This is a genomic window from Limosilactobacillus panis, assembly GCF_019797825.1.
Classification (GTDB): Bacteria; Bacillota; Bacilli; order Lactobacillales; family Lactobacillaceae; genus Limosilactobacillus; species Limosilactobacillus panis_A.
This window is the reverse complement of sequence record NZ_CP081855.1, coordinates 286,379-303,826: the sequence shown is the minus strand read 5'-3', so window position 1 is coordinate 303,826 and position 17,448 is coordinate 286,379. Positions and strand designations below refer to the sequence as shown.

Below are 17,448 nucleotides of genomic sequence, written 5' to 3'. Positions count from 1 at the left end.
TCTGGCTTACTCAACACAACATCACTGCTATGCTTGCTTCTGTGGAATTTCATTCATTCCTCTTGTCGGAAACGTGTAGGTCAGATCTCCCCGGGTAAGAATATTAACTTTCGTACCATGTCACCGTTAGCTTTACTGAAAGCAACTTCGAGTAGTATTGGACTTTAGTTTGTCTAGCAACCTTATCCAGTTACTCTCAGCCTTATAGCTACTTCTTGTTCATCGGTGCAGCACTTTGCCTTAGACTTCCTTCAGATTCCACCTCACAGCGGACACCCTTGTCCTCGGCTCATGGTTCCGACTACTACGGCCCATAGTGGACTTTCACCACCTAGCTAATACCCATGCCGGGCGCACTAAATAACCCCTAATATCTACATTGTAGATATTAGGGGTTATTCTTTCAACGTTTTCGAGGGGGTATTTGTTAAAAATGGACCCTATTTATAATTTTGTACAAGTTCGAATAGATTATCTTTTATTTTGTTTCGAACTTTTCTAAAGGCTTGTAGTTTTTCTTTTTCTGTTCCAGTGGCTTTTGCAGGGTCGGGTAATGGCCAATGAATACTTGTAGCTTGTGGTGGAATAACTGGACATTTATCTCGTGCATCACCGCATAAAGTAACAATTAGATTAGCTGAATTGAAGTAATTTAAATCAATCAGTTTTGAATACTGCTGACTAATATCGACACCATCTTCTGCCATAACTTGTACTGCATTTTTGTTTAAACCATGCTTTTCTACGCCCGCACTTCTAATTTCGAATTTATCGGAAGGAAAAAGTTCTTTTGCGTATCCTTCGGCCATTTGGCTTCGACATGAATTCCCGGTACAGAGAAAATAGATTTTTTTCATTTGGTTACTCCTTAATCATAATATTTTCTTTTAATCCATAGTGCTACATCAACTAATAAGATCATTACCGGTACTTCAACCATTGGGCCAATAACGGCAGCAAATGCTTCTCCAGAATTCAAGCCAAATATAGCGACTGTTACTGCAACAGCTAATTCAAAGTTATTACTTGCAGCGGTGAAAGATTGTGTCGCAGAAATTGAATAACTAGTTTTAGTCTTTTTCGCAATCCAAAAGGTTATGAAGAACATTAAGACAAAATATAGTAATAAAGGAACAGCAATTCTTATTGCGTCCATTGGTAGTTGAACTACTTTTGCACCCTTGACAGAAAACATCACTACTATTGTAAAGAGTAAAGCCCAAGTAGTAATTCTGCTTATTTTTGGTACATATTTATCTTCAAACCATTCTTTACCCTTTGTGCTAATGATAAAGTAACGAGAACCAATGCCCAAAATGAAAGGAATACCAAGATAAATAAAAACACTTTTAGCAATTTCACTCATTGTAATATTAATTGTCTGTGTTTGTAGCCCAAAGAATTTTGGTAAGACACTAATAAAGAAGTATGCATAAACGGAATATAGCAAAATCTGAAAAATTGAGTTAAAAGCTACTAGACCAGCAGCATAATCGTTATTACCCTGCGCTAATTCATTCCACACAATAACCATAGCAATACACCGTGCTAAACCGATCATGATTAAACCAATCATATAGTTTGGATAATTGTGTAGAAAGATAACAGCAAGAGCAAACATTAAAATAGGGCCAACGATCCAATTTTGAACTAATGAAAAAGCAAGTTCCTTTTTGTCCTTAAATACATCACCCATTTTGCCATAATTAACTTTGGTTAGTGGTGGATATAGCATTAATATTAAGCCTATTGCTATTGGAATTGATGTTGTACCGATAGACCAACTATTAATTATTTTAGGGAGCGATGGAAAAGCTAAACCGCTAATAATTCCCAGTGCCATAGCTAAAAATACCCATAAGGTCATATAACGGTCCATGAATGATAAATTTTTAGAAGTACGCATAATAGCCCTCCATATAGATATTCATCTATGTATAATGCAAAATAAAAAAGCTAACAGTTTGAATGTGAATCCTTACATATGCAATGGTCAGTTTTAGATAGTATTTGTGTTAATTCACTAATCAGTCCTTCTTTTTTGTTTGAATTTAAAGAATAATAGTGCCACTTAGTATCTTTTCTTACGTTAACTAATCCACTTTTTTCCAGAATAATCATATGGTGGGATAGAGTCGGTTGTGTAAAGTTAAAGTGTGCAAGTATATCACACCCACACATCTCACCACAGGACAGCATTTCTAAAATCTTAAGACGGTTAGGTTCAGCAACCACCTTTAAAAGTGATGCCAAATCTTTATACTCATAGTGCATCAGTAAATTCCTCCACATTAAACATAGACGATTATCTATATTGTATCACATGAATAATGAAAAAGATTGCCGTTCGGACGAAATTAGATTTTTTACTATTATGGTAGATTGCAAATTTAATCCGAATTTTTGGACAAATTTGTCAGCATAACCTGATACGGTGTTTGCCAGTCGAGTATTTTAAGCGGTCGCTGGTTAATTTGGAGTAACGTCGTCGTTAAATCTTGAGCACTAATGTGCTCAAAACGAGTCCCTTTAGGATAAAAATAACGTAAATTCCGATTAAAGCGTTCATTACTACCACGTTCAGCTGGCGTATAAGCGTGGCAGTAATAGGTCTTAATACCATATTGTGATTCAAGTGATACTAGCCCACTAAACTCAGTGCCACGGTTCACAGTAAAGCTGTGCACCGGATCATTAAAAGTGGTTAGGAACTTAGTTAGTGCTTCATTAACAGTCGCTGTCGTCCGATCCTTTAACCGGTATGCCCAAAGGAACCGTGATTTGCGATCGATTAAAGTTAATAAAACTGCCTTACTATGCCCACGAGGACCAACGACTGTATCTAGTTCAAAATCGCCGATGCGATTACGTTGATTAATCATCATGGGACGCTGTTCAATTGATCGCCCCAAAGATTGATTATATTTGGATCGTTGGTCAACATTACGCCGTTGGCGTACGCCATGTTCAGGTAGATCATTCAAGGAGAAACCAATTCTCCCCTGATTTAGCCAATTATAAATAGATTTAGTCGCTAGTTTAAATCCGTGAGCAATCATTCCTGGTGACCAGCTTAGACGTAAATGGTTGAGAATTTTTTGCTTTAACTCATTGCTCAGCTTAGTTTTCCGACCACATCGTGATCGCTTGTATTCGGCATCTGTTTGTGCTAATTCAGCCTGATAAGGTTGACATCGAGATAATTCATAAGAAATTGTTGACGGTGATCGGTTCAGCCGAACGCCCATTTGGATATTGGACAGCCCTAGTTCACAAAAGGTTTCGATTTTAATTCGTTCGGAATAGGTTATACTAGACAAAAGATCAGCTCCTAAAAGATGGGTTTGTGGTAAACACCATTTTAAAGGAAGCTGATCTTTTTTGTCCGAACAGCGTTCGGATTAATTTTATAATCTACCAATTGACTTCTATTTCCAAAAATGCCACCAATTTTTATTATTATGTGTTCTATCTTCTTTGTCATTCACTTGCTGTTTTTGGCCTGGATTAGAGATTTCAATCAAGTCATTTAATTTTTGCAGATGTTCTTTTAATTGGCGATTTTCTGTTACAGTTGTTAATTGAAGTTGTTGTTGCTGATCTATCAGTTTTGTTAGATGATCTATTTGTCGATCTTTGCTACTTATTTGTTGGTCTTTGGTAGCAAGCTGTTTGTCGCGTTGAGACTTCAAATCTTCTACTTCTCTTCTTAGAGTAATAATCAGATCATTATTTTCTTTGCTAGTCTTTGTTGACTCTTTGCTACCTATTTGTTGCTTATTTGCTAGCAAAGGTTTTGCTACCTTGCTTCTTATAATTCTTTCAGCTGTAGGACTAATAAGGTTTGCTCCCTTGCTATTCTTTTGTCGGTTCTTTGCTGGTAGTCTTTGGTAGTGATATTGAATAGTCTGTTTGGAGACCTTTAATTCATCTGCAAGTTGTTTAATTGTTTTTACCAATGCCAATCACCACCTAGTTAAATTAAAAATGTTCTTTTTTCTATTTGGCAGATTGCAAGAAATAACTTGAACGAATTTAGTGACGTAGATTAAGCAGGAAGATCTCGATTGGTGTATGCCAATTAAGACATTTAAGTGGCCGGGAATTCAAATACCAATTAATTTGAATCAGCTTGTGATCGCTTAACTCTTCAATGGCTTGGCCTTTGGGAATAAAGCGTCGTAAAACTCGGTTACGGTTTTCATTACTGCCTTGTTCATGTGGTGAATAAGCATGAGCAAAATAAACCGGAGTACCAGTTCGCTGCTCAATTGCCTGGTAGTTAGCGAACTCTTTACCATGATCTACGGTAAGCGTCTTGAGCTTGTCTTGAAGTTGACTAGCTAGTTCAAGTACGGCTTGAGTCATGGACTGACTGTCGCGACCATGGAGCCGTTTAACAATTGTCAGGCGACTCTTACGCTCCACAAAAGTAGCCACAGCTTGGCCTTTACGTTTGCCAGAAAGTACGGTATCAGCTTCAAAGTGGCCGAATTCCTGGCGAGTTTCGACTTTATGAGGCCGCTCCTCAATGGAGCGGCCGTGACTGAACGTACCACGCTTTTCTTTAGCACGATGACGACGCATTCCATGATCAGGCAAATCGGGCAACTGTACATCAAGCCATCCTTAATCAATCCAGTTATAGACCGTCTTGTAGGCAATTCCAACTACATGGGCAACTTGTTCAGGGGACCACTTCTGGACTTGAATCTTTTCCTCGATCAAGTGTTTAAGGTTTTTAGTGAGCGAAGACTTCCGCCCCCGTTGACTAACCTTGCGTTCAAAGTCAGTTTGCGCTAGCTCAGCCCGGTACTCACTATTTAGCCGGTGAAGTTCGTTAAAGATGGTGGTCTTACTAAAGCCTAAGTAGTTAGCGATGTATCGCAAGGAACGTCCTTCATTATGAAGCGTTTCAATGACAACACGGTTCTGGAATGATAAAATAGTGGTGCTCATCAAGGTCCTTCTTTCTAATGGATTGTGTGGTAACACCATTAAAGACCTTGATGGTTTTTTCTGTCCACTTAAATGTTCAACTTAAATTTTACAATCTACCATTTTGAAGTTAATCGAATCAAAGTACAACTGGAATCTGTAAAGATAGTTATTGTTGCACTGAAAGCGGTGTGCTAAACTGAAGCTAATCTAACAACAAAATAAAAGTAAATAAAAATCAAGCCAAGAAAAAATCCCGATCCGATTGGGATCGAGATTTTATGTTCTTAGCAAGTAGCTAATAGACAGCTACTTAGTCCAAACATTCAGACCTGGCAGAATGAATGTTTGAACTTTGATTTCTGTGCTTGTATTCATTATACCTCATACCCTTAAATCGGGACAAGAGTAGATAATAACAAACAAGAAATTAAAGATGGACTAGGTAGCCAATGGCTATTTAGTCCTATTTTGTTGTTAAAAATTAAAAAAGTTGCCGATTGGGCAACCAAGCAAGATCCATGCTGATGAATTACAAAGTTCTCACAACCAATGAATGCTTTGTAATTCAGTTAGAGCATATCAGATTTGTATTTTAAAACAAGTCAGATGTTTTAGCAACTCTCTTTTGAGCCAGCATGGGTCGGACATAGAAAGGGAGTTTTTATAATGGATCAAACAAATTTCAAGTTTTATCAAGCTGATAACGTTTATGGGGCCTTGTTCTTCCAGTTTCCAAAAGTATTGATGTATAGCCAGCAATATCGAGGATTAAGTGATGCCGCTAAGCTAGCTTACATGGTACTAAAAGACCGGCTAGAGTATTCTTTACGCAATCACTGGATTGATGAGGAAGGGCACGTCTACTTTATTTTTACCAATCAAGAACTTAAAGATTTATTCGACTGCTCAAATGATAAGTTAGCAGCCGTGAAAAAAGACTTGGAACGTGCAGGACTACTTTATCAAAAAGCCATGCATTTCAATCCCAAAACTGGCAAAAACGAACCCAATCGACTTTACCTGGCCGAACTAGATATGCAGTCAACTGACGTCTATTTACGCGGTGAATATGCTCAAAAAGAGCCGCAAACCCTTGCTACGAGCGAAAATCCGAAAATCGGACGTTCGCGGGAGACCGCTCAAACCCTTGCTACGAGCGAAAATCCGAAAATCGGACACGATCTATATAAAGACTTTAAAAACATAGATACTAATAGATACAATATAGATACTCAAAAGTTGGACTTTTCCACAGCCCATTTTTCACCAGCAGAAATTCAAAAGCAAAACCAGGATTTGGTGAACCATGCTAATGACTTCTTAACTGATGAAGACAGTGGCTTACCGGTTTTCTTAGAACCCGAAGCCGTGCAATTACTAAGTTTCTGGTGCCGCACTCCGCAACAAATGCGTCGCTTCATTGGTATTATCTTAAATGCTAAGTATGCTGGCGAATTGTCAAACTAAGTGCAACGGTTTGTCAAAAAATACTTCATATGGGGTTTCATAATTTAACACTTTGCGCGGACGTTGATTTAACTGCTTTTGGCAGTGTTCAACGTCCTGTTCTGTATAATTATCAATATCTGTTCGCTTGGGAAAATATTCCCGGATTAATCCATTTGTATTTTCATTTGTCCCACGCTGTTCAGGGGAATATGGATCGGGCCAATAGACAGTAACACCTAATCTTTCGCTGATTTCATCAAGATGAAGAAATTCGGTCCCATGATCTGGTGTAATAGAATGAACAAATTCTTTAGGAATGGCCCCTAACAGTTCAACTAAGCCTTTATTTATCTCCTGCGAGTCCTTTCGCGCAACCTTTTTGATAAGCGTAAGCCGACTAAGCCAATCGACAACCGTTAAAAGGATGGAGTGACCCGTTCGACCAATCACAGTATCAATTTCCCAGTCACCTATACGTTGACGCTGGTTGATAAAACCAGGGCGCTCATGGATCGAGATATAGTCCGTCTGTACTTCTCGATGTCGTCTAGTATTCTTTGAATGCCGCGTCCGATGTTTATGTCTGAGGTGACGCTGAACGCCAGTATCGCCATGTGAGGAGTACTTCTCACCTAAATTGTGTTGATAGATATGACGGTAAATTGTGTTGTAGCTAACACACCATTGATGTTCCTTATTAAAGCGAGCGGTAATCTGCTCTGGTGACCAGTGCAGATCTAAGATGTAATGAACAATTTGACGGCGTAGTTGTGGATGGCTGTCTAACAGCCGCTTCTTGTGACAATTCTTTCGCTTTTGATGATAGTCATTTTCTGCTTTACTTGGGGAATAATGACCTGCACAACGTTTTAATTCTCGTGAAATAGTGCTTGGATTTCGCCCCAGCCGTAACGCAACAGCCCGGATAGATAACCCCTTAGCTCGTAAAAACATAAGCATTTCACGTTCTTTTATAGTAAGATGTTTATAGCTCATACCGGATACCTCGAATTGTTTGATTTGGTCGTTAAACATATTCTACCCGGTATGGGTTTATTTTTTTACTTTGTGTTGCATTTCAATTGTAAATTCGCCCAATAAAAAAAGGCCGTGCAATTAAGCACGGTCATCTTGGCGTGGCAACGTCCTATCCTCGCAGGGAGCGATCCCCCAACTACTTTCGGCGTGTTGAAGCTTAACTTCTGTGTTCGGCATGGGAACAGGTGTATCCTTCAAGCCATCATCACCACACTTCGTCTCTTCTGAGACGAGAGCTTGCGCTCTCAAAACTAAACAATATCTAACCTCACCAACAAACCTAACCGCTCTTCCTTGGTTAAGTCCTCGACCGATTAGTAATGGTCCGCTCCATGCATCACTGCACTTCCACTTCCATCCTATCTACCACATCATCTTTGTGGGGTCTTACTTCCCCGAAGGGAATGGGAAATCTCATCTCGAGGCGAGTTTCACACTTAGATGCTTTCAGCGTTTATCTCGTCCATACATAGCTACCCAGCGGTGCTCCTGGCGGAACAACTGGTACACCAGCGGTATGTCCATCCCGGTCCTCTCGTACTAAGGACAGGTCCTCTCAAATTTCCTACGCCCGCGACGGATAGGGACCGAACTGTCTCACGACGTTCTGAACCCAGCTCGCGTACCGCTTTAATGGGCGAACAGCCCAACCCTTGGGACCGACTACAGCCCCAGGATGCGATGAGCCGACATCGAGGTGCCAAACCTCCCCGTCGATGTGGACTCTTGGGGGAGATAAGCCTGTTATCCCCAGGGTAGCTTTTATCCGTTGAGCGATGGCCCTTCCATACGGAACCACCGGATCACTAAGCCCGACTTTCGTCCCTGCTCGACCTGTCTGTCTCGCAGTCAAGCTCGCTTGTGCCTTTACACTCTGCGAATGATTTCCAACCATTCTGAGCGAACCTTTGGGCGCCTCCGTTACCTTTTGGGAGGCGACCGCCCCAGTCAAACTGCCCACCTGACACTGTCTCCCAGCACGTTCAGTGCTGCGGGTTAGAGTGGTCATAATGCAAGGGTAGTATCCCACCAGCGCCTCCAGCGAAACTAGCGTTCCGCTTTCTATGGCTCCTACCTATCCTGTACAAGCAGTACAAACACTCAATATCAAGCTACAGTAAAGCTCCATGGGGTCTTTCCGTCCTGTCGCGGGTACCCTGCATCTTCACAGGGATTTCAATTTCACCGAGTCTCTCGTTGAGACAGTGCCCAGATCGTTACGCCTTTCGTGCGGGTCGGAACTTACCCGACAAGGAATTTCGCTACCTTAGGACCGTTATAGTTACGGCCGCCGTTTACTGGGGCTTCAATTCTGAGCTTCGCTTACGCTAACCCATCCTTTTAACCTTCCAGCACCGGGCAGGCGTCAGCCCCTATACTTCATCTTACGATTTTGCAGAAACCTGTGTTTTTGATAAACAGTCGCCTGGGCCTTTTCACTGCGGCTGGCCTTGCGGCCAGCACCCCTTCTTCCGAAGTTACGGGGTCATTTTGCCGAGTTCCTTAACGAGAGTTCTCTCGCTCACCTTAGGATTCTCTCCTCGACTACCTGTGTCGGTTTGCGGTACGGGCAGTTGAATACTCACTAGAAGTTTTTCTCGGCAGTGTGACATCAGCGACTTCGTTACTATAATTTCACTCCCCATCACAACTCGTCAACCCGCAACTAAGCATTTGACTCAGTTACTGACTCGTTGCTTGGCCGCACTCTTCCAATCATGCGGTTCGCTTAGCCTCCTGCGTCCCTCCATCATTCAAACGCATTCAACTGGTACAGGAATCTCAACCTGTTATCCATCGCCTACGCCTCTCGGCCTCAGCTTAGGTCCCGACTTACCCTGAGAGGACGAGCCTTCCCCAGGAAACCTTAGTCATTCGGTGGACAGGATTCTCACCTGTCTTTCGCTACTCATACCGGCATTCTCACTTCTAAGCGCTCCACCAGTCCTCACGGTCTGACTTCGCCGCCCTTAGAACGCTCTCCTACCACGTGCACGTAGTGCACATCCACAGTTTCGGTAATATGCTTAGCCCCGGTACATTTTCGGCGCAGAATCACTCGACTAGTGAGCTATTACGCACTCTTTAAATGGTGGCTGCTTCTGAGCCAACATCCTAGTTGTCTATGCAACTCCACATCCTTTTCCACTTAGCATATATTTAGGGACCTTAACTGGTGATCTGGGCTGTTCCCCTTTCGACGGTGGATCTTATCACTCATCGTCTGACTCCTGAGGATAAATCGATGGCATTCGGAGTTTATCTGAAGTTGGTAACCCATGACGGGCCCCTTGTCCAAACAGTAGCTCTACCTCCACGATTCTTTTCCTCAAGGCTCCCCCTAAAGAGATTTCGGAGAGAACCAGCTATCTCCAAGTTCGTTTGGAATTTCACCGCTACCCACACCTCATCCCAGCCATTTTCAACTGACACGGGTTCGGTCCTCCAGTGCGCTTTACCGCACCTTCAACCTGGACATGGGTAGGTCACCTGGTTTCGGGTCTATAACTACATACTTCATACGCCCATTTAAGACTCGCTTTCGCTACGGCTCCGGTTTTCCTACCTTAACCTTGCATGCAATCATAACTCGCCGGTTCATTCTGCAAGAGGCACGCCGTCACCCATTAACGGGCTCCGACTGCTTGTAGGCACATGGTTTCAGGAACTATTTCACTCCCCTTCCGGGGTGCTTTTCACCTTTCCCTCACGGTACTGGTTCACTATCGGTCACTAGGTAGTATTTAGCCTTGCGAGATGGTTCTCGCAGCTTCCGACGGGGTTTCACGTGTCCCGCCGTACTCAGGATCCTGAACGGAGAATGTGACGTTTCGTCTACGGGGCTATCACCCTCTCTGGCACAGCTTCCCAGCTGTTGCGACTACGTCGCATTTTGGTAACTCCATTGTTCAGTCCTACAACCCCAGTAAGCAAGCTCACTGGTTTGGGCTCTTCCCCTTTCGCTCGCCGCTACTCAGGGAATCGATTTTTCTTTCTCTTCCTGCAGCTACTGAGATGTTTCAGTTCACTGCGTCTTCCCTCTGCTAGCTATGAATTCACTAGTCAGATAACCAACGACTAAGTTGGTTGGGTTTCCCCATTCGGAAATCTCCGGATCAAAGTGTACTTACCACTCCCCGAAGCATATCGGTGTTTATCCCGTCCTTCATCGGCTCCTAGTACCAAGGCATTCACCATGCGCCCTTCATAACTTAACCTTGATGATCACTTCGTGATCACCTTGATTAATTGAGTTAGCGATTATTTCGTTAATAAAACTCAAATAACGCGGTGTTCTCGGTTTATTGTTTTGATTAATAAAGAAATTAGATATTATTTAGTTTTCAAAGTACAAGCTCTGAGGGTAAACCCCTCAAAACTAAACAAAGTTTCAACTAATGTGTAGGTTCCGTTTTATTCCTTAGAAAGGAGGTGATCCAGCCGCAGGTTCTCCTACGGCTACCTTGTTACGACTTCACCCCAGTCATCTGCCCTGCCTTAGGCAGCTCCCTCCAAAATGGTTAGGCCACTGACTTTGGGCATTGCAAACTTCCATGGTGTGACGGGCGGTGTGTACAAGGCCCGGGAACGTATTCACCGCGGCATGCTGATCCGCGATTACTAGCGATTCCGACTTCGTGCAGTCGAGTTGCAGACTGCAGTCCGAACTGAGACCGGCTTTAAGAGATTTGCACACCCTCGCGGGTTAGCTGCTCGTTGTACCGGCCATTGTAGCACGTGTGTAGCCCAGGTCATAAGGGGCATGATGATCTGACGTCGTCCCCACCTTCCTCCGGTTTGTCACCGGCAGTCTCACTAGAGTGCCCAACTGAATGCTGGCAACTAGTAACAAGGGTTGCGCTCGTTGCGGGACTTAACCCAACATCTCACGACACGAGCTGACGACGACCATGCACCACCTGTCATTGCGTCCCCGAAGGGAACGCCTAATCTCTTAGGTTAGCGCAAGATGTCAAGACCTGGTAAGGTTCTTCGCGTAGCTTCGAATTAAACCACATGCTCCACCGCTTGTGCGGGCCCCCGTCAATTCCTTTGAGTTTCAACCTTGCGGTCGTACTCCCCAGGCGGAGTGCTTAATGCGTTAGCTGCGGCACTGAAGGGCGGAAACCCTCCAACACCTAGCACTCATCGTTTACGGCATGGACTACCAGGGTATCTAATCCTGTTCGCTACCCATGCTTTCGAGCCTCAGCGTCAGTTGCAGACCAGACAGCCGCCTTCGCCACTGGTGTTCTTCCATATATCTACGCATTCCACCGCTACACATGGAGTTCCACTGTCCTCTTCTGCACTCAAGTCGCCCGGTTTCCGATGCACTTCTTCGGTTAAGCCGAAGGCTTTCACATCAGACCTAAGCAACCGCCTGCGCTCGCTTTACGCCCAATAAATCCGGATAACGCTTGCCACCTACGTATTACCGCGGCTGCTGGCACGTAGTTAGCCGTGACTTTCTGGTTGAATACCGTCACTGCATGAACAGTTACTCTCATGCACGTTCTTCTTCAACAACAGAGTTTTACGAGCCGAAACCCTTCTTCACTCACGCGGTGTTGCTCCATCAGGCTTGCGCCCATTGTGGAAGATTCCCTACTGCTGCCTCCCGTAGGAGTATGGACCGTGTCTCAGTTCCATTGTGGCCGATCAGTCTCTCAACTCGGCTATGCATCATTGCCTTGGTAGGCCGTTACCCTACCAACTAGCTAATGCACCGCGGGCCCATCCTAAAGTGATAGCCGAAACCATCTTTGATACGAAAACCATGTGGTTTTCGTAGTTATGCGGTATTAGCACCTGTTTCCAAATGTTATCCCCCGCTTTAGGGCAGGTTGCCCACGTGTTACTCACCCGTCCGCCGCTCACTGGTAATCCATCGTCAAATCAGTGCAAGCACGTCATATCAGTTGGGCCAGTGCGCTCGACTTGCATGTATTAGGCACACCGCCGGCGTTCATCCTGAGCCAGGATCAAACTCTCATATAAAATATAAGAACTTGAATAGCTCTAATTCAAATTAATTAAGCGAATTGACTTCGCAAATGTTTTTGCTCCAATCACCGAAGTGATTAGAGACCCTACACATTTGATTCGTCGAAACTTTGTTCAGTTTTCAAAGGTCTACCAGCTAGTTAAACTAAGTTTTCAACTAGCGTTTTTATTATATCATCTAACCAACCATAAAGTCAATAGCTTTATTAAAAAAGATTTACTAGTTTTCCGAATTGGTTAACTTATTTATAATATCATCTTACCACTCAATCGTCAACAATAAAATTAGCTTAATTTATTACAAACTCACAAGTGCATTTACAATTATAGCTATCAACGCATTTAATGTCAACCATAAATATGACTTAAATGTCATGTAGTTTTCAAAACCACGTATCAGGTAACTATCCATTGTAAGATTGTGAAAACTAAAAAAGTAGATAACTGTATTTGTAAGACAACAGTTATTTATTTTACGTTATTTACTTTTAAATTTCAAGGCCTTTTTTGTTTTATTTCAGATTCGTACTATTAGCCTTATCTTGCATCATAAAGGTCAGCGCTAATCCAATGATAACCAGTACGATTGTGAAGTAAATGCCGTAGTGAACCCCGTTAGTGAAGCGGACTGCTGAGGAGCCACCCCCAGCATTCCGTCCCAATTCCAAGAAACTTGTAGCCAGCGCCGTAGCCAGGGCACCAACCACCTGCTGCATAGTATTCAGAATCGTACTACCATCTGCTGACTGCATCCCCGGCAACGAGTTCAGTGCACTCGTCTGTGACGGCGACATCGCCAGTGGGCACCCAATCATCAAAATAACGTGGGCTGCAATCACATAGGCAATTGAGGAGTGATCAGAAGAACATGCCAACATCCCTGCACCAACCAGGGCAATGATAAAACCAATCATGGCTGAGCGCTTAGCACCAATATTGTCGTACATCCGTCCGGCAACGGCCGATGTCAATGCATTAACCACCCCACCAGGCAGCATAATAATTCCTGTTAAAGCAACTGGAAGCAGCAGACCATTCTGAATGTACATTGGCAGTAGATACATTGCTGACAAAATAATTCCAAAGTCGAGCATTACTAGTGTGGCCCCGATGGCAAAGGAACGATACTTAAATACCCGCAGGTTAAGAATCGGCTCCTCAAGGTTCAGTTGCCGGTGAATATATAGAAGCAAAACAATGACCCCAATTATTAGGGCACTCAAAACGGGCGCAGACAACCAGCCATCACGACTTGACAGTGAGGCCCCAATTACCAGGCCGGAACAACCAACTGCCGATTCCAGAATCGACAGGATATCGATGTGCGGCCGGGTAACGTTACCGACGTTTTCTAGCGAAGCGATCGCGAAGAAGAGGGCAATTAATAAGAATGGAATAAATAGCCAGAAAATCCAGTTCCACGAAAGCTTAGCCAAGATCAATCCCGTCAGTGTGGGACCAATCGCCGGGGCAAACATAATTACCAGGGCGCAGACACCCATGACCGCTCCAATCTTTTGCGGCGGGAAGATCTGCATAACGACGGCGAACATCAGGGGTAAAATCAGCCCAGTTCCGATGCCTTGAATCATCCGACCAATCAGGACAACCGCAAAGGTACTCCCTAAGGCCGAGATTGCTGCCCCCACAATAAAGTCACAGAGGGCAAAGATAATAATTTGCCGTGTCGTGAACCACTTGGACAAGAGGCTGGACAGCGGCAAGACAATCCCAATCACCAGCATATAACCAGTAACCAGCCACTGAATGGTTCCGGTATTAACATGCAGAGCCAACATTAATTTTGGCAGGGCGATGTTCAATGACGTTTCACTGAACATCCCCACAAATGCGCCAAGCAGCATGCTGACCATTGTTAACTTAGGATGGCACACATGCTGACGCGCTTGTGGCTTTTTACTCATAAAAACACTCCTTAATCAATTCTTTTTTACACAATTGGTTACTGTATCAGAATCAATTTGCCTTCGTAAGTGTTTTTAGTCCATTCCTTATTATTTAAACATACATACTTAATAAAATTAAGCTTAGCTATTAACGAGCTCCTTGATCTTGTCCGGACGAAATCCCGTCCAGCCGTCAACGCTACTACCGTTATCAACCATCACAATAGGAACACTGTAGTAGCCCAGGGCGCGTAGAGCCTCAATTGCACCCGGATCGTCACTAATGTCAATTGTCTGGTACTCCAGCTTAAGTCGGTCCATCAGTTGCTTCGTCATCGTACAACCGGGACAAAACTTCTTGGTAAATATTCGAATCTGGGCCACCATTCCTCCTCCTTTGATTACTTCTAACAACGAACTAGCTTATAACGGTGTGTCCGATCTGACGTATCAACCTTTTCTGCCGGGTGACCGACCGCAACAATTACCTTTACTGCGTAGCCATCATCGACCCCCAACTCCTTTAATAAGTCAGGATGATCATTTAAGGCCTGGGCCCCACTCATCACGTAGACTGACCCGAGATCAAGAGCAGCAGCCTGAACCATCACGTTTTCCGCCGCCGCTGAAGCATCGCGATCACCAAATGAACTCGTCTTCTTAGTTGAGATCACGAACAACAGTGGTGCCCCGTAGCAGGCATTATTGCTTACCGTGGCAATTTTCTTTAGCAGCGCTGCGTCCGTTACCACCGTCGCCTGCATGTCTTCAACCTGGTGCATCCCACAAGGAGCGGCCTCGAATGCCGTCACCATTTTCTCAACATCTTGACCTGCAACTGGTGTTGACTCATACTTACGAACCGCCCGCCGTTTCAAAATTGGATTTTCCATCATCAAAAGCTCCTTTCCATACTTACGTTACTTTCTATTATAATCGTTTCTTCCTTATTATAGGAAAATAAGTACCTACCCGCTGTAGATTACCAAACGGCAACGATATTGCAATAGAATTACAAAGCGATTGCAAGATGTATCATTCCAATAACAATCCGCCCACGTTTCCCTTTAAAGCGGGCACTTATGCTAGCCTTATAAATGGAAATTAACAAACGAACAAGTAAAGGAGTCGCAATTCAACGTTTATGGATACTAAGAAACACTACAAGATGTACAAGAGTAACAAGAACTGGTTCTACGCCGCAATCACTACGGTTACCGTTGCTGTCGGCTTAATAGCCGGTGGTCACGTTGCGCAAGCAGACACCGTTTCCCCTGACACTATCGGGCAAACAACTGCGGTTACGTCAGCTGCTACCAGTACAGCAACTAGTGCTGCTTCATCCCAAGCGCAACCGGCTGCTAGTCAAACTAGTACTGCTGCTCCTGCATGGCAACCAGCCGATACCAACCTAAACGCCCAACAAGCCCAATCCGCTGCTGACCAGAAAAACTACGGTAACCTGGACAATTTCAGCATTGCTGACGGTAAGTTAACCGTTTCTGGTTGGAACGCTTCTAACCAAGACGCCAACTACCAAGACCACTACCTGATCGTTTACGACCAAACCCAGGGCAAGGAACTGGGTCGGCAGGCGGTTACTAACCTGCAACGTAACGATGTGCAAAAGGTCTACCCCGGTGTATACAATGCCCAATACTCTGGTTTCAACAACACCTTCGACCTTGATATGACCCCATACTTAAATGATAGTCTGCAAATTATTAGTCGTTACTCTAACGGCGCTAATGGTGAAGGCCAGTACTTTGACAAATGGTTTGGGCCTATCGACCTTGGTAAAACGCAAAAGGCCAATTATATCGACAGTATCAAGCAAACTGCTAACGGCCTGCAAGTTACTGGTTGGATGGCCGACGATGCTTCTGCTACGAAGCCATATGCCTACCTAATCCTCCTCAAGGATGGTAAGGAACTGACCCGGAGCCGGGTTCAATTGACTGACCGGCCTGACGTTGCCAAGGCCAAGGGTACGATTTACAATAGTCTGCACAGTGGTTTCAACACAACCTTAAACGCTGACCAGGCCCTTTTGAGTGGCAACCTGCAGGTCTTGATGCGTTTTACCAACGATGTTAACGGGAACGGCAATTACAGTGACCAGTACTCTAAGACTTACACTTCCAACACCGGCTACGTCGATGGGTACGCATTAAACAACAACACCATCCACTACACTGGTTGGCACGCTGCTACTAACGCCAAGGGGATGAACCACCAATTTATCATCATCCTGGACGCTAATAACCACGAACTTTACCGGACTGAATTGACCGGTAACCAAAAGAACATCAGCCGGAATGACGTTGCCAACGTCTACTCCTGGATTGCCAATGCTAACCAATCTGGTTTCAGCGTTGATATTCCGGTTCAAGCTAACATGCAACATAAGGAAATCCGGATCCTGCACCGTTACTCCAGTTCTGCTGACGGAAATAGCCAATACGTTGACTTCACTTCTGGTAACTACTCCATCAACAGTGGTTGGCAAGGCGACTACTACTACGACCCCGTTACCGGCCAAAAGGCAACTGGTCAGAAGGTAATCAATGGTGTTACTTACCAATTTGACGCTAATGGTAAGCTGCAAAGTAAGCAGCAAAACGCCGTTAACCGAGCTCTATCCATGCGAGGCGTCCCTTACGTTTGGGGTGGTAATACACCAGCCGGTTTCGACTGCTCTGGTTTAGTCCAATGGGCATACGGCCTTGGTGCCCGGACTACTTACCAACAACAAGCCTTGGGTGCCCACCACTACGACGTTGCCAACGCCCCACTTGGTGCCCTTCTCTTCTTCGGTTCTGACACCACCCCTGGTCACGTGGCCATCTCATTAGGAAATGGGACTTACGTTCACGCTCCGCAACCAGGTCAAACCGTTACCGTTGCTAGTCAACGTTGGTACGCACCAAGCTTCTACGTTGTTCTGTAATTAAAAAATTTAAGAAAAAGCTGGGAGAAAACGATGTTTTTCTCGCCAGCTTTTTTACTTTCTGAATGTTACAACGATTGCCCTATTGTTTTCCCCAGTTTCGCTTTTATTTATCTTCCATTGATAGCGGTTACAGTACACGCTATGTTAGAATTT

General features: G+C 44.2%; 10 protein-coding genes, 3 rRNA genes and 2 pseudogenes. 2 read left to right on the top strand and 13 right to left on the bottom strand.

Annotation, left to right across the window (positions count from 1 at the left end):
* Positions 1–440: 440 nt before the first annotated feature.
* From arsC to KZE55_RS01400, 6 genes and pseudogenes are all read right to left on the bottom strand, one after another.
* Positions 441–857: an arsenate reductase (thioredoxin) gene (gene arsC / locus KZE55_RS01425; protein WP_054712978.1), complete on the bottom strand. Its 417-nt coding sequence runs from the start codon at positions 855–857 to the stop codon at positions 441–443.
* 11 nt (positions 858–868) lie between these two features.
* Complete coding sequence (gene arsB, locus KZE55_RS01420) at positions 869–1,906, bottom strand: ACR3 family arsenite efflux transporter (protein ID WP_012391387.1); 1,038 nt, start codon at positions 1,904–1,906, stop codon at positions 869–871.
* Positions 1,907–1,956: 50 nt separating this feature from the next.
* On the bottom strand, positions 1,957–2,274 hold the full coding sequence (locus KZE55_RS01415) for an ArsR/SmtB family transcription factor (protein WP_222258671.1): 318 nt from the start codon (positions 2,272–2,274) through the stop codon (positions 1,957–1,959).
* Positions 2,275–2,390: 116 nt separating this feature from the next.
* Positions 2,391–3,320 carry an IS30-like element ISLpl1 family transposase gene (locus KZE55_RS01410; protein WP_222258669.1) on the bottom strand — a complete coding sequence of 310 codons (930 nt, stop codon included), beginning with the start codon at positions 3,318–3,320 and terminating at the stop codon, positions 2,391–2,393.
* A 108-nt stretch (positions 3,321–3,428) separates the two neighbouring features.
* Positions 3,429–3,959: a DUF536 domain-containing protein gene (locus tag KZE55_RS01405; protein ID WP_222258667.1), complete on the bottom strand. Its 531-nt coding sequence runs from the start codon at positions 3,957–3,959 to the stop codon at positions 3,429–3,431.
* Between the two features lie 76 nt (positions 3,960–4,035).
* Positions 4,036–4,959 (bottom strand): annotated as a pseudogene (locus tag KZE55_RS01400) (IS30 family transposase).
* A gap of 648 nt (positions 4,960–5,607) precedes the next feature.
* Between KZE55_RS01400 and KZE55_RS01395 the strand changes: the two are divergent.
* Positions 5,608–6,396, top strand: a pseudogene (locus KZE55_RS01395) (replication initiator protein A); the annotation flags it as partial.
* Between the two features lie 3 nt (positions 6,397–6,399).
* Here the strand turns inward: KZE55_RS01395 and KZE55_RS01390 are convergent.
* The 7 genes from KZE55_RS01390 to KZE55_RS01360 all read right to left on the bottom strand — a co-directional run bounded on the left by KZE55_RS01390 (position 6,400) and on the right by KZE55_RS01360 (position 15,235).
* On the bottom strand, positions 6,400–7,386 hold the full coding sequence (locus KZE55_RS01390) for an IS30 family transposase (RefSeq protein WP_222258665.1): 987 nt from the start codon (positions 7,384–7,386) through the stop codon (positions 6,400–6,402).
* A gap of 138 nt (positions 7,387–7,524) precedes the next feature.
* A 5S ribosomal RNA gene (gene rrf / locus KZE55_RS01385) occupies positions 7,525–7,641 on the bottom strand.
* Positions 7,642–7,722: 81 nt separating this feature from the next.
* Positions 7,723–10,646 (bottom strand): 23S ribosomal RNA (locus KZE55_RS01380).
* Between the two features lie 207 nt (positions 10,647–10,853).
* Positions 10,854–12,429 (bottom strand): 16S ribosomal RNA (locus tag KZE55_RS01375).
* Together the 16S, 23S and 5S rRNA genes form the textbook arrangement of a ribosomal RNA operon.
* A 518-nt stretch (positions 12,430–12,947) precedes the next feature.
* The gene (locus KZE55_RS01370) at positions 12,948–14,360 is read right to left on the bottom strand and encodes a DHA2 family efflux MFS transporter permease subunit (protein ID WP_261313271.1); all 1,413 of its coding nucleotides are present in this window, start codon (positions 14,358–14,360) and stop codon (positions 12,948–12,950) included.
* A 123-nt stretch (positions 14,361–14,483) separates the two neighbouring features.
* Positions 14,484–14,726 (bottom strand): glutaredoxin domain-containing protein, encoded by a 243-nt coding sequence (locus KZE55_RS01365; RefSeq protein WP_222258663.1) that lies wholly within the window; start codon positions 14,724–14,726, stop codon positions 14,484–14,486.
* 23 nt (positions 14,727–14,749) lie between these two features.
* Complete coding sequence (locus tag KZE55_RS01360; RefSeq protein ID WP_222258661.1) at positions 14,750–15,235, bottom strand: nitroreductase family protein; 486 nt, start codon at positions 15,233–15,235, stop codon at positions 14,750–14,752.
* Between the two features lie 251 nt (positions 15,236–15,486).
* Between KZE55_RS01360 and KZE55_RS01355 the strand changes: the two genes are divergently transcribed.
* Positions 15,487–17,292: an NlpC/P60 family protein gene (locus KZE55_RS01355; protein WP_222258659.1), complete on the top strand. Its 1,806-nt coding sequence runs from the start codon at positions 15,487–15,489 to the stop codon at positions 17,290–17,292.
* Positions 17,293–17,448: the final 156 nt, after the last annotated feature.

Coding starts and splice junctions, on each gene's coding strand:
- KZE55_RS01360 (WP_222258661.1), bottom strand. CDS start 15,235: ATGGAAAATCCAATTTTGAAACGGCGGGCGGTTCGTAAGTATGAGTCA.
- KZE55_RS01355 (WP_222258659.1), top strand. CDS start 15,487: ATGGATACTAAGAAACACTACAAGATGTACAAGAGTAACAAGAACTGG.
- KZE55_RS01370 (WP_261313271.1), bottom strand. CDS start 14,360: ATGAGTAAAAAGCCACAAGCGCGTCAGCATGTGTGCCATCCTAAGTTA.
- arsB (WP_012391387.1), bottom strand. CDS start 1,906: ATGCGTACTTCTAAAAATTTATCATTCATGGACCGTTATATGACCTTA.
- KZE55_RS01415 (WP_222258671.1), bottom strand. CDS start 2,274: ATGCACTATGAGTATAAAGATTTGGCATCACTTTTAAAGGTGGTTGCT.
- arsC (WP_054712978.1), bottom strand. CDS start 857: ATGAAAAAAATCTATTTTCTCTGTACCGGGAATTCATGTCGAAGCCAA.
- KZE55_RS01390 (WP_222258665.1), bottom strand. CDS start 7,386: ATGAGCTATAAACATCTTACTATAAAAGAACGTGAAATGCTTATGTTT.